Annotated in this window: 11 protein-coding genes; 7 read left to right on the forward strand and 4 right to left on the reverse strand. The window is 70.3% G+C overall.

Annotated elements, in window-relative coordinates; all coding sequences use genetic code 11:
- Window positions 1–149: 149 nt before the first annotated feature.
- From AB0R04_RS16775 to AB0R04_RS16800, 6 genes are all read left to right on the forward strand, one after another.
- Window positions 150–1,178 (forward strand): sugar ABC transporter permease, encoded by a 1,029-nt coding sequence (locus tag AB0R04_RS16775; protein WP_063347863.1) that lies wholly within the window; start codon window positions 150–152, stop codon window positions 1,176–1,178.
- The gene (locus AB0R04_RS16780) at window positions 1,175–2,002 is read left to right on the forward strand and encodes a carbohydrate ABC transporter permease (RefSeq protein ID WP_063347862.1); all 828 of its coding nucleotides are present in this window, start codon (window positions 1,175–1,177) and stop codon (window positions 2,000–2,002) included. Before AB0R04_RS16775 ends, AB0R04_RS16780 begins: the two co-directional genes overlap by 4 nt.
- Before the next feature lie 5 nt (window positions 2,003–2,007).
- Window positions 2,008–3,561, forward strand: a complete 1,554-nt coding sequence (locus AB0R04_RS16785; RefSeq protein ID WP_063347861.1) for a glycoside hydrolase family 3 protein — start codon at window positions 2,008–2,010, stop codon at window positions 3,559–3,561.
- A 432-nt stretch (window positions 3,562–3,993) separates the two neighbouring features.
- A complete protein-coding gene (locus tag AB0R04_RS16790) occupies window positions 3,994–5,289 on the forward strand; it encodes an extracellular solute-binding protein (protein ID WP_363371788.1) in 1,296 nt (431 codons plus the stop codon).
- Between the two features lie 194 nt (window positions 5,290–5,483).
- The gene (locus tag AB0R04_RS16795) at window positions 5,484–6,542 is read left to right on the forward strand and encodes an SIS domain-containing protein (RefSeq protein WP_363371791.1); all 1,059 of its coding nucleotides are present in this window, start codon (window positions 5,484–5,486) and stop codon (window positions 6,540–6,542) included.
- A 501-nt stretch (window positions 6,543–7,043) separates the two neighbouring features.
- The gene (locus AB0R04_RS16800; protein WP_244293369.1) at window positions 7,044–8,564 is read left to right on the forward strand and encodes a PAS domain-containing sensor histidine kinase; all 1,521 of its coding nucleotides are present in this window, start codon (window positions 7,044–7,046) and stop codon (window positions 8,562–8,564) included.
- Window positions 8,565–9,065: 501 nt separating this feature from the next.
- On the opposite strand, the gene AB0R04_RS16805 is transcribed toward AB0R04_RS16800, so the two are convergent.
- Window positions 9,066–9,317 (reverse strand): WhiB family transcriptional regulator, encoded by a 252-nt coding sequence (locus AB0R04_RS16805; RefSeq protein WP_014138019.1) that lies wholly within the window; start codon window positions 9,315–9,317, stop codon window positions 9,066–9,068.
- A 383-nt stretch (window positions 9,318–9,700) separates the two neighbouring features.
- Window positions 9,701–10,672, reverse strand: coding sequence for a diacylglycerol kinase family protein (locus tag AB0R04_RS16810; RefSeq protein ID WP_063347858.1), 972 nt, complete (start codon window positions 10,670–10,672; stop codon window positions 9,701–9,703).
- A gap of 50 nt (window positions 10,673–10,722) precedes the next feature.
- Between AB0R04_RS16810 and AB0R04_RS16815 the strand changes: the two genes are divergently transcribed.
- Window positions 10,723–11,151: a hypothetical protein gene (locus tag AB0R04_RS16815; protein ID WP_159398434.1), complete on the forward strand. Its 429-nt coding sequence runs from the start codon at window positions 10,723–10,725 to the stop codon at window positions 11,149–11,151.
- A 48-nt stretch (window positions 11,152–11,199) separates the two neighbouring features.
- Here AB0R04_RS16815 and AB0R04_RS16820 read toward each other — a convergent pair whose 3' ends face one another.
- Both AB0R04_RS16820 and AB0R04_RS16825 read right to left on the reverse strand, forming a co-directional pair.
- On the reverse strand, window positions 11,200–12,204 hold the full coding sequence (locus AB0R04_RS16820) for an RNA polymerase sigma factor SigF (protein ID WP_350879654.1): 1,005 nt from the start codon (window positions 12,202–12,204) through the stop codon (window positions 11,200–11,202).
- Between the two features lie 159 nt (window positions 12,205–12,363).
- Complete coding sequence (locus AB0R04_RS16825; RefSeq protein WP_063347857.1) at window positions 12,364–12,774, reverse strand: hypothetical protein; 411 nt, start codon at window positions 12,772–12,774, stop codon at window positions 12,364–12,366.
- Window positions 12,775–12,935 lie beyond the last annotated feature (161 nt).

Raw genomic sequence — 12,935 nt, forward strand, 5'->3', positions numbered from 1 at the left:
GGAAGATTCAATGGCAGGCCGTTTCCGTAGGGGTCCTCGACAGATGCTCAGGGCAGCGGGCTTCGCTGTGGTCCGGGCACCGACCCCCGGCGGGGGGTCGGTGAGCGACGCCTGTCCGTCGTGGTTCGGGTTGTGAGGAAGTGAGAACGATGGCTGTGCATTCGGAGCGGGTGCAGACGCAGTCCCCGGATTCAGGGAAGGCTGCCGTGGCCGGAATTGAGACGAGTGCCGCCGGTGGTGGCGCCAACGGCACCCCCCGCAAGGGCGCCAGACCCGCAGGCGGGCCGAGCCTCGGCGCACGCCTGGCACCGTACCTGCTACTGCTGCCCGCCACCGTGGCGACCCTCGCCCTGCTCGGCTGGCCGCTGGTGAAGACGGTCCTGCTGTCGTTCCAGAACCTCAACAAGCGCCAGTTCGTCCAGCACCTGACCGAGTGGAACGGCTTCGACAACTACAAGGAGCAGCTGACCGACCCGGACTTCTGGGCGGTCACCGGGCGCACCGTCGTCTTCACCCTGGTCAACGTCGTGCTGATCATGGTCGGCGGCACCCTGATCGGCCTGCTGCTCAACCGCCTCGGCAAGCGGATGCGGCTGCTCCTCTCGGTCGGCCTGCTGATGGCCTGGGCGATGCCCGTGGTCGCCGCGACCACCGTCTACACCTGGCTGTTCGACCAGCAGTGGGGCGTCGTCAACTGGTTCCTGGACAAGCTGGGTTGGCACGCGATGGCCGACTACAACTGGATGAGCGACCAGTACTCGACCTTCTTCGTGGTGATCCTGCTGATCGTCTGGCAGTCGGTCCCCTTCGTGGCGTTCAACATGTACGCCGGACTGACCACCATCCCCAAGGAGCTCTACGAGGCCGCCCGGATGGACGGCGCCGGCGCGTCCAAGATCTTCGGCTCGGTGATCTTCCCGAACCTGAAGCCGTTCTTCCTGGCCACGACGTTCCTGGAGATCATCTGGGTCTTCAAGGCCTTCACCCAGGTGTACGCGATCAACGGCGGCGGCCCCGAGAACCTGACCCGCACCCTGCCCGTGCACGCCTTCCTGGAGGGTTCGTCCGGGCAGCACTACGGCATCGGCTCCGCGATCGCGGTGCTCACCATCCTGATGCTGGGCGCGATGATGGCGTACTACTTCCGCATCATGATCAAGCAGGAGGACGAGCTGTGAGGCGCTCGCTCATCGGACGTACCTGGCCGAACGTGATCGCGGTCGTCCTCTTCGTCTTCTTCATCTTCCCCGTCTACTGGATGATCGCGACTGCCTTCAAGCAGGACAACGACATCATCAGCAAGACGCCGGTCTTCATCCCGTTCAACGGGACCCTCGACCACTTCACCACCGCGATCAACGCGCCCAACTTCTGGACGTACGTCACCAACAGCCTCATCGCCACCGTCGGTGCGGTGCTGATCTCGCTGGTGATCGCGACCCTCGCGGCCTTCGCCATCGCCCGGATGAAGTTCCGCGGCCGCAAGGCCTTCGTCCTGGTCGTCATGGTCGCGCAGATGGCGCCGTGGGAGGTCATGACCATCGCGGTCTACATGATCTCGCGCGACAACGAGATGCTGAACAGCCTCGTGCCGCTGACCTTCTTCTACATGATGATGGTGCTGCCCTTCACCATCTGGACGCTGCGCAGCTTCATCGCCGCGGTGCCGAAGGAGCTGGAGGAGTCGGCCATGGTGGACGGCTGCACCCGCTCCCAGGCCTTCGTGAAGGTGATCTTCCCGCTGCTGGCCCCCGGTCTGATGTCGACCTCGCTGTTCGGCTTCATCACCGCGTGGAACGAGTTCCCGCTCGTCCTGATCCTCAACAAGGAGGAGGGCAAGACCCTCCCGCTGTGGCTGTCGTCCTTCAAGACCGCCTTCGGCAACGACTGGGGCGCCACCATGGCGGCGTCCACGATGTTCGCCATCCCCGTGCTGATCCTGTTCGTCTTCCTGCAGCGCAAGGCGGTCGGCGGACTGACCGACGGCGCCGTGAAGGGCTGAGAAACGTGAGCATCCTCGTCCCCACCGCTCCGGTCAGCGACCAGCTGCACCGCGACGCCCTGACCGTCCTGCAGCCCGGCTTCGTCGGCACCGAGCCGCCGCAGTGGCTGCGCCGCCACCTCGCCGCCGGGCTCGGCTCGGTCGCGCTGTTCGACCGCAACGTGGTCGACCTCGACCAGCTCGCCAAGCTCACCAAGGCGCTGCGCGAGGAGAACCCCGACCTCCTGATCGCCATCGACGAGGAGAGCGGCGACGTCACCCGGCTGGAGGCGGGCTCCGGCTCGTCCTGGCCCGGGAACCTCGCGCTCGGCGCGATCGACGACCCGGCGCTGACCCGGGACGTCGCCCGCGAGCTGGGCCGGGCGCTGGCCGCGGCCGGCGTCAACTACAACTGGGCGCCCACCGCGGACGTCAACTCCAACCCGCGCAACCCGGTCATCGGCGTCCGCTCCTTCGGCGCCGACCCGGAGCTGTGCGCCCGGCACACCGCCGCCTGGGTGGAGGGCCTCCAGTCGGCCGGCGTGGCCGCCTGCTCCAAGCACTTCCCCGGCCACGGCGACACCGCCGTCGACTCGCACCACGGGCTGCCGGTCATCGACGTCGACCTGGACGTGCTGCGCTCGCGCGACCTGATCCCGTTCCAGGCGGCGATCGCGGCGGGCACCAAGGCCGTGATGACCGCCCACATCATGATCCCGGCGCTCGACCCGAAGCTGCCGGCCACCCTCAGCCCGCTCGTGCTGCGCGACCTGCTGCGCGCCGCCCCGGCCGACGGCGGCCTCGGCTACCAGGGCCTGATCGTCAGCGACGCGATCGAGATGGGCGCCATCGCCGACACCTTCGGGATGGGCGACGGCACCGTGCTGGCCCTGGCGGCCGGCGCGGACGCGATCTGCGTCGGCGGCGGGCTGGCCGACGAGGACACCGTGCTGATGCTGCGCGACGCCATCGTGGCGGGCGTGCGGGCCGGCGTGCTCTCCGAGGAGCGGCTGGCGGACGCCGCCGACCGGGTCCGCTCGCTCGGCAGCTGGGGCCGGATCTCGGCCCAGGGCGAGCGGCCGGAGCCGGACCTCGCGGTCGGCCTGCGGGCCGCCCGCCGGGCGCTGAAGGTGGTCCGGGCGCCGGGCCACGAGCCGCAGCCGGTGTCCGAGCGCCCGTTCGTGGCCTCGTTCTCGGACGAGCCGAACATCGCCGTCGGCGACGTCACCCCGTGGGGCGTGGCCGGCATGCTGGCCGACCGCTTCCCCGGCACCCGCACCCGCGCGGTCTCGGCGGCGCAGGCCGCCCCCGAGCTGCTGGACGCCCTGGTCGCCGAGCTGGTGGCCGGCGCCGAGGGCCGCCGCCTGGTGCTGGTGGTCCGGGACGCGCACCGGCACGCCTGGATGTCCGCCGCGCTGGGCCGCCTGGTGGCGGCCCGGCCGGACGCCGCGGTGGTCGAGATGGGGCTGCCGCAGTCCGAGCCGGTCGGCGCGCTCTACATCGCCACCCACGGCGCCGCCCGGGTCTGCGGGCTGGCGGCCGTGGAGGTGCTCACCGGGCAGCCGGGGGCCATCGGCTGAGACCGAGGGGGGCGTCACCGGGAGTGCCCGGGAGGCGTCGGCCGACGGGCCCGTCATGCGCATGTCGCATGGCGGGCCCGTTTCGTTTCCCCGCCGTTTGACCTGCGGATTCGCCAGGTGACCGTGCTCCCTCAAGTGGGCCTTAAATCCACCTTAAGTTCCACTTAGGGTGACGGTACGGCAACTGATCGCCACGGGGTACAACAGCTCTGCAACGGCCGTGGCGACGAGGCCATTTGGCCGTTGACACCACCTATGGTCTAGGCCAGAGTCCAGTCATCCGGTTCGAAATTCAACCTCACCGGATGTGGTATCGGCCCTCCCCGAAGCTCTTCGCCCCTGCCCGGACCCTCCGTTGCGGGCGCCATCACGCTGCCGGCGGGCAACACGGCTCTAGCACCCTCGGAGGATGGCGTGAAGAAGCGTCAGCTCATGTCGACGTTCGGAATCACTGCCCTGGCGATCGGGCTGACGGCCTGTTCATCGGCCGGTACGGCGTCGAAGGACGGCAAGAGCCCCGGCGCCGACCCGAAGGCCGCGAGCGGCACCGTCACCGTCTGGCTGATGGACGACGCCCAGAAGAACTGGCCCGACCTGGTGCAGCAGGTCAACGACCAGTTCGCGGCGAAGTATCCGAACGTCACCCTCAAGCTCGCCTACCAGGGCTGGGCCGACAAGGTGACCAAGCTCGACAAGGCGATCGCCGACGGCTCCGCGCCCGACGTGGTCGAGCTCGGCAACACCGAGACCATGAAGTACGTGCTCTCCGGCGCGCTGGCTCCGGTCGACCGGACCACCTTCGACAACTCCGACAGCTGGATCAAGGCGCTCGCCAACACCTGCACGTACCAGGACAAGCTCTTGTGCGTGCCCTACTACGCCGGCGCCCGGGTCGCCATCTACAACGCCGCCACCTTCCAGCAGGCCACCGGCAGCGCCGAATTCCCCAAGACCGAGGCCGACCTGACGGCGGCCCTGGACAAGGTCGCCGACAAGAACAAGGCCGACAAGAGCTACTCCTCGCTCTACCTGCCCGGCCCGTACTGGTACGCCGCGATGAGCTACGTGGCCGCGTACGGCGGCAGCATCGCCAAGTTCGACAGCTCCGGCAACTGGCACGGCACCCTGCACGACGCCAAGTCCCAGCAGGGCATCAGCCACTTCGTCGACCTGGTCCGCAAGTACACCAAGGGCGACCTGACGGTGAACGAGCAGAACCAGTTCGAGTCGATGGCCCGCGGGCGCGCCGCGTCCTTCTACGGCAACGGCTACGAGGCGGCCAGCGTCGTCGCGCCGGGCACCGGCGACCCGAGCCTCAAGGACACCGTCAAGATGGCCACCATGCCCGGCCCGGACGGCAAGCCGCTGCCCACCTTCATCGGCGGCTCCGACCTCGCGGTCACCGCCAAGTCCACGCAGGTCGAGCTGGCCACCGACTGGGTGCGGATGTTCACCAGCACCAAGTCCCAGCAGACGCTGGCCGACAAGGACATCCTGCCGAACAACCTCACCCAGCTGAACCCGCTGAAGAACAAGCCGACCACCGCCGCGGCGGCCAACGCGGTGCCGGACGCCTGGTTCACCCCGCTGGCCCCCGGCTGGGGCGCGATCGAGAAGCAGAAGATCCTGCCCGACATGCTGACCGGCATCCTCAAGGGCAAGTCGGTGGACCAGGCCACCAAGGACGCCGACGCCGCGATCGACCAGCTGATCAACAAGGCGTCCTGACCCGGCGCCGCCAGCCGCACAGGCCGAAGGCCCGTCCCGTCCGGGGCGGGCCTTCGGGTGTGCCCGCCGGGGGCGGCCCCCGTAGGATTGCGGCAGGAAACCACCGCAGCGAGTGTGCGGACTCGCCGCCGTAGAGGTCCCCGTCGGGCAACCTGCCCGGAGGGGTCGAACCATCTCATCGGAGGCACATCCTGATGTCCGACCCGCAGACTGTTTCCGTTCCCGGCCGGATCATGGCGGCGGAGATGGCCGAGCAGCCGGCCGTCCTCCAGCGCATCCTCGACGAGGGTGCCCCGAAGATCCGCCAGATCGCGGCCGAGATCGCCGCCCGCAACCCTCGCTTCGTCCTGCTGACCGCGCGCGGCACGTCCGACAACGCGGCGCTGTACGCCAAGTACCTGATCGAGATCCTGCTGGGCAAGCCGGCCGGCCTGACCTCGATGTCCACCACCACCGCGTACGGCGCCAAGCCGGACCTCACCGACGTCCTGGTCGTCACCGTCAGCCAGTCCGGCGGCTCGCCCGACCTGGTGGCCTCCACCAAGGCCGCCCGCGAGGCCGGCGCCATCACCCTCGCCGTCACCAACAACGCGTCCTCGCCGCTGGCCGAGGTCTCCGAGTTCCACATCGACGTGCTGGCCGGCCCGGAGAAGGCGCTGCCCGCCACCAAGACCTACACCGCCGAACTGCTGGCGCTCTACCTGCTGGTCGAGGGCCTGCGCGGCGGCGACGGTGCGGCGGCCAAGGAGCTGCCCGGCCTGGCCGCCGGCGTCCTGGCCCGCCACGCCGAGGTGAAGGCGCTGGCCGAGCGGTACCGCTTCGCCCAGCGCCTGGTCATCACCTCGCGGGGCTACGGCTACCCGACCGCCCGCGAGGCGGCGCTGAAGCTGATGGAGACCACCTACATCCCGGCCTCCCCGTTCTCCGGCGCCGATCTGCTGCACGGCCCGCTGGCCATGGTGGACAACGTCTCGCCGGTCATCGCGATCGTCCCGGACGGCAAGGGCGGCGAGGCCCTGCAGCCGGTGCTGGACCGCCTGCGCGGCCGCGGCGCGGACCTGGTCGTGGTCGGCCAGCAGGCGCAGGTGGACGCTGCCTCGGCCGGCTTCGTCCTGCCGGCCGGCGTGCCGGAGGAGGTCCAGCCGATCCTGGAGATCCTCCCGCTGCAGCTGCTGGCCTACGAGGTCACCATCGCCCGCGGCCAGGACCCGGACGCCCCGCGCGCCCTGGCCAAGGTCACCGAGACGCACTGAGGCACGGCGCCACGCGATCGGGCCCCCGTCCACAGGCTGTGGACGGGGGCCCGACTCGTTGAGCGGCGGAACATGGCTTCGGCGGGGGGAGCGCCCGGAACGCGTCGCGCCCCCGGAACGCGTCGCGCCCCCGGAACGCGTCGCACCTGGCGCTCGGCGTACCCGGAAAGCACTACGGGCCACGGCGCCGACACGGGACCCTCAACCCATGCGGCACCGCAGCCCGGAGCTGTCGTCGGTCGCCGGAGTCGATCGAGAACTGTGCGGGGTCCTCGTTCGGCGGCGTCCGACCGAGGAAAGGCCTCGCGCGGTCAGGGCAGTTGCGCGGTGGGCCTCTCCTTGGTGCCCTTTCATTGTGGACTAGACCAATCTGGGTTGTCCAGGCCGCCCCGGAAATTGGTCTGGACAACTTCGGGAAGCGGGCTTCGCCGCAGGCCCGGCGCATGATCCGTTCCCCGGTCCGCCGCGCCGCGCCCCGACCGGCGGCGCTACCCTCGCCATGTGCCCTCGCTGAACGAACTCGTCCGCCGCCACACCACCCTGACCGGGGCCGATGTGGAATGGCTCCACATGCTGGTCTCGGAGTGGCAGCTCCTCTCCGACCTCTCCTTCGCCGACCTGGTCCTGTGGATCCCCACCTGGGACGGCATCCGCTACGTCTCGGTGGCGCAGATGCGGCCCAACACCGGCCCCACCTCCTACCAGGACGACATGGTCGGCCACCTCGTCCCGCGCGGGCGCCGCCCGCTGCTGGACGCCGCCTTCGACGAGGGCCGGATCGTGCGCGAGGGCGATCCGGAGTGGCGCGAGGAGGTGCCGGTCCGGGTCGAGTCCATCCCGGTCCGGCGCGAGGGCAAGGTGCTCGGGGTGATCGCCCGCAACACCAACCTGCTGACCGTCCGCACCCCCAGCCGGTTGGAGCTCACCTACCTGCAGAGCGCCTCCGACCTGGCCCAGATGATCGCCGCCGGCAGCTTCCCCTTCCACGGTGTCGAACAGATCGACATGGACGCCGCCCCCCGGGTCGGCGACGGCCTGATCCGGCTCGACGCGGACGGCATCGTCACCTACGCCAGCCCCAACGCCCTGTCCGCCTACCACCGGCTCGGCCTCACCACCGACCTGGTCGGCAGCCACCTGGGCCGGGCCACCGCCGAACTGGTCCCGCCCTCCCGGGCGGCCGTGCACGAGGCGCTGGTGAAGCTGGCGAGCGGCTGGGCGCCGCGGCAGACCGAGGTCGAGGTGCAGGGCGGGGTGGTGACCCTGCGGGCCATCCCGCTCAAGCCCAAGGGCACGCTGACCGGTTCGCTGGTGCTCTGCCGGGACGTCACCGAACTGCGCCGCCGCGACCGCGAGCTGATGACCAAGGACGCCACCATCCGGGAGATCCACCACCGGGTGAAGAACAACCTGCAGACCGTCGCCGCCCTGCTGCGGCTGCAGTCCCGCCGGATGGAGTCGGAGGCCGGCCGCGCCGCGCTGGACGAGGCGGTGCGCCGGGTCGGCTCGATCGCGATCGTGCACGAGACGCTGTCCCAGGCGCTGGACGAGCAGGTGGCCTTCGACGAGATCGCCGACCGGGTGCTGGCGATGGTGATGGAGCTGTCCCAGGACGGCCGGGTGGCGACCCGCCGCAGCGGCAGCTTCGGCATCCTGTCCGCCGAGGTGGCCACCCCGCTGTCGATGGTGCTGAACGAACTGCTGCAGAACGCGCTGGAGCACGCCTTCGGCCCGTCCGCCTCCGGGAACCTGGAGGTCAGCGCGCTGCGCGGGCGGGCCCCGGCGACCGGGGCGGGCTGGTCGGACAGCTGGAACGGCGGCGCCCGGCCGGAGGAGTTCCTGCTGATCACGGTGCAGGACGACGGCCGCGGCATGCCCGAGGGGTTCGACCCGCAGACGGCCGGCAACCTCGGTCTGCAGATCGTCCGCACGCTGGCCACCGGCGAGTTGGGCGGCACCTTCGACATGGTGGCCGGTCCGGACGGCGGCACCAAGGTGATCCTGGAGATCCCGGTCCGCTGATCCGCCGGCCGGTCTGCGGTGCGGTCCGCACTGCAGACCGCGGAAAGGTGCATCGAGGCGCGCGGTGGGGGCGTGCACTTGGCGAAAGCGCCGGGTGCCCACCCCGCGAGCCCGGCGCGGGTCGGCCCGCGCGGGGGCGTGCCAGGGTGCTGGCGCGCTGGGGCGCGCACACAGAACGGGGCGCGAAAACAGAAACGAGGCCCTGTCGACCGGGGGGGGGTGGGTCGACAGGGCCTCTCAACCCGTTCCGGCCGTCGGGGGGAGTCGGCCGGAACGGGGGCTCTGGGTGGTGCGACACCTCGCCCGTGCGTTGCACACGGTGAGCGCCACAGCTCCACGATATTGCTCTAAGTGAACAGTATCAAGTGGCTGGACGGTCCGGTGTCGCGGGACCTCGCCAGGCAAGGCCCTTTGTGCGGAAGGCTTCACCAGGAGGTGCAGGGAAGCCTTTGATCATGTGTTGATCGGTGTTTCGGTTACTGCTGGTGTTACGGCGTGTGATCAGGCGGTGCGGGCGCGGTTGCGGGCGGCACGGCGCTTCATCGCGCGACGCTCGTCCTCGCTCATACCGCCCCAGACGCCGGCATCCTGGCCGGTCTCAAGAGCCCACTGCAGGCACTGCTCCATGACCGGACAGCGGCGGCACACGGCCTTGGCTTCCTCGATCTGCAGCAGAGCAGGACCGGTGTTCCCGATCGGGAAGAACAGCTCCGGGTCCTCTTCGCGGCAGACAGCGCGGTGGCGCCAGTCCATGGTCGTCCAACTCCTCCTGCCGGCGGGGGGCACCCGGTCGGCATAATCGATGGCTTGTGAATGTGGCTTGTGAATGTGAACGCTTTCACGAATCCCGCAACAGCAAAAGAGACCAAAGGCCCGCCGGGGCCCGGGTGGTCTGTGCTAGGGAGGGATTCGGCGATTCGAGGGACGCCCCGCGGTCGACACCCGCCAGGTTCTGAGGTTGCCGTCGCTGCGATGCGTCCCGATCGCCATGTAGAGGTTCGCAAACCTCGGGCCCGGATACAACCCCCTTCAGGGAGGAATTTTTGATTCTTCGGTGTCGCCTAGCTCACAGCCAGTACTTCTATGGAGTGAAGGGGGCTTGTGCGTTCGAGAAGAAGGGTGAAACCCCCTTCCGGTCACACAATCACACGCAGTGCCCGCCGTACGCCTGTGAAACTGACGCGACTCCTGTCTCCAAGGTGGTCCCCGTCAACCTGGAACGGGGCCGGTTCCTCTGAAACCAAGGTGAAGTGTCTGACGTCGTGATAGGAGACGACGTGCTTGCCGGACGGGCCGGCCGGCGGGGCGCCTTCGCTCGAAGAGGCGTACGACCGCAGGATCTGACGGATCGTTCGAACGGTGCCGAACGCCGTCATCCGGGTGATCCCGAAGACGTCGAGATCAGTGTCGAAGGAGGCGAGCGGTGAGGGGTACACCGGGCGGTTGCCGAGGAACGTCCACGGCGAGGTGTTGCTGACTATGGCCAGGGCCAGGCCCGGCACGCCTTCTCGGCCCGGTAGTTCCAGGGCCACAGGCCCGGAACGACGCTGCTCACGCTGGGTGACGTAGTGCCGCAGCGCCTGCCCCACATAGAGCGCGTGGGTGGACTTGCGCCCCAACCGGCGCTGCTCCTCGACCCGGCCGACCACCCCGGCGTCGAAGCCCAGGCCGGCGGTGAAGGTGAACCAGCGGTCCGGCAGCCCGTCGGTCATCGCCTTGCCCAGGCCGACCGGCCGCTCGCTCCCGTGCTCCAGCGCGTACAGCAGGGCGCCGGTGGCTTCCACCGGGTCGTTGGGCAGACCCAGCGCGCGGGCGAACACATTGGTCGAACCGCCCGGCACCACGGCCAGTCGCGGGACCTTCTCGCCCGGGCCGTGCGTGAGCAGCCCGTTCACCACCTCGTTCACGGTGCCGTCGCCGCCGAGCGCCACCACCAGGTCGACCGTGCCGTCCTCCGAGGCCTCGCGGGCCAGGTCGCGGGCGTGGCCCCGGTACTGCGTCTCGGCCACCTCCAGCTTGAGGTCGCTGCGCAGCGCGTGGATCAGTACGTCCCTGGTGCGGCCACTGGTGGTGGTGGCCTTGTGGTTCACGACCAGGAGAGCGCGCATGGGGAAAGCCTACGGGTCGGTACGGACCAACCGGCGGCTACCCTGCTGGAGTGACCGCAGAATCCTCCGCACCCGTACCCACGGCGGGCCCGGCCCGCCCCTTGGCGCTGACCGTGGGCGCCGCCATCACCGCCCTGGAGGGCGCCGCGCTGGCCGTCGTCGGCGTCTGGGACATGGTGTCCGCGCTGTCCGGCCAGTCCAAGCAGCTCGCCCTGAACGAGTTCGGCGGCCTGGTCATCGTGCTGCTCGGCGTGCTGCCGGTGCTGGCCGCCCGCGCGCTGCTCAAGGAGCGCCGCTGGGGCCGCAGCCCGGCCGTGCTCACCAACTCGATCTGTCTGCCGATCGGGTACTACATGCTGGAGAGCGGCGGCGCGATGATCGGCGTCGGCGTGCTGGTCGGCCTGCTCGGGCTGGTCGGCATCGGCGCGCTGCTGAACCCGAAGTCGACGGCGGCCCTGTACGCGTCGCACGAGGGCTGAGCGCACAGGGCCGCCGGGGGTCGGCCGCCGGTTGAGCGGCCGTCAGTCCTACTCCTCCACCAGGAGCTTCTCCCGCAGCTGGGCCAAGGTTCGGGCCAGCAGGCGGGACACGTGCATCTGGGAGATCCCCACCTCGGCGGCGATCTGCGACTGGGTCATGTTCCGGAAGAACCGCAGCACCAGGATCTTCTGCTCCCGGGGCGGCAGTTGGGCCAGCAGCGGCTTGAGCGACTCGCGGTACTCGACGCCCTCCAGCGCCTCGTCGGTGGCGCCGAGGGTGTCCGCCACGGCCGGCGACTCGTCGTCGCTGTCCGGGACGTCCAGGGACAGCGTGGAGTACGCGTTGGCGGACTCCAGGCCCTCCAGGACGTCCTCCTCGGAGATCCCCAGGTGCTCGGCGAGCTCGTGCACCGTGGGGGAGCGCCCGTGCCGCTGGGAGAGCTCGCTGGTCGCCGTGGTGAGCGACAGCCGCAGCTCCTGGAGGCGGCGCGGCACCCGGACCGCCCAGCCCTTGTCGCGGAAGTGCCGTTTGATCTCGCCGACGATGGTCGGCGTGGCGTAGGTGGAGAACTCGACCCCGCGCTCGTGGTCGAAGCGGTCCACCGACTTGATCAGGCCGATGGTGGCGACCTGGGTCAGGTCGTCCAGCGGCTCGCCCCGGTTGCGGAACCGCCGGGCCAGGTGCTCGACCAGCGGGATGTGCATCCGCACCAGCTGGTTGCGCAGCTCGACGCGCTCCGGGGAGCCGTCGGGCAGCGCGGACAGCCGGACGAACAGCGCGCGGGCCGCCTCCCGGTCCGGTGCGCCCGAGCGGTGCGGGGCCGGGGCCGGCGCCTGGACGGGCACCGCGGTGCGCAGGTCCGCGGCCTCGTCCGCCGGATCGGACGGGGGCGGGGATGCGGGCGACGGTTCAGACGTCGGCTCGGTCGGGTGGCTCATCCGGTGGGCGTCCTTCGGGTGCGCATCGTCGTTGGCGGCGAGGCCAGGAACGCTCGCCTGGGTCGGTACGGCAGGTCCCGCCGTCGCGAGGCCGGTACGGTCCAGATCACTCACGGCCATTCCCCCGTTCCGTTCCGGGAGCACCGGGGCCCTCGGGCCCCGGCATCGTCTCGTTGGTCGTACCGCGTGGGGGGCGGTACCGGGCGCCGCCCGCCCGGCCCCTGATCGGGGACCGGGCGGACGGCCCTTGTGCGGTGCTGGTCGACGCCCCGGCTAGTGGGCGACGGGGCCGCCGCGCTTCTTGTGCAGGCTGATCGACACGGTCTTGTCCTCGCCGACCGAGGAGTCGACCTCGCCGGCCAGGGCGGAGAGCACCGTCCAGGCGAAGGTGTCCCGTTCGGGCGCCTTCCCGTCGGTGGTGGGGGCGGTGACGGTCACCTTCAGCGAGTCGCCGACCAGCCGGAACTCGCAGGTCAGGACGGAGCCTGGCACCGCCTGCTGGAGCAGGATGGCGCAGGCCTCGTCGACCGCGATCCGCAGGTCCTCGATCTCGTCGAGGGTGAAGTCGAGCCGTGCCGCCAGGCCGGCCGTCGCTGTTCGCAGGACCGAGAGGTAGGCACCCGCCGCGGGCAGCCGGACCTCCACGAAGTCCTGCACTCCGGGCTCGCCGTCGATCTGGGACACCCTCACCTCCTGGGTGACGCGCTGTGCTTCCGGGCCGGTGGCCGCGGCACTGTCTGTTGCTTGGCTCAACTGCTTCGCCCCAACTGTCCAGAGGGGTGGTGCGGTACGTACCGGTCATACCCTTCGCGGGGCGACCGGACGCCGCGTATCCGCCTGAGACC

It is taken from the genome of Kitasatospora sp. NPDC056731, assembly GCF_040687675.1.
Taxonomy (GTDB): domain Bacteria; phylum Actinomycetota; class Actinomycetes; order Streptomycetales; family Streptomycetaceae; genus Kitasatospora.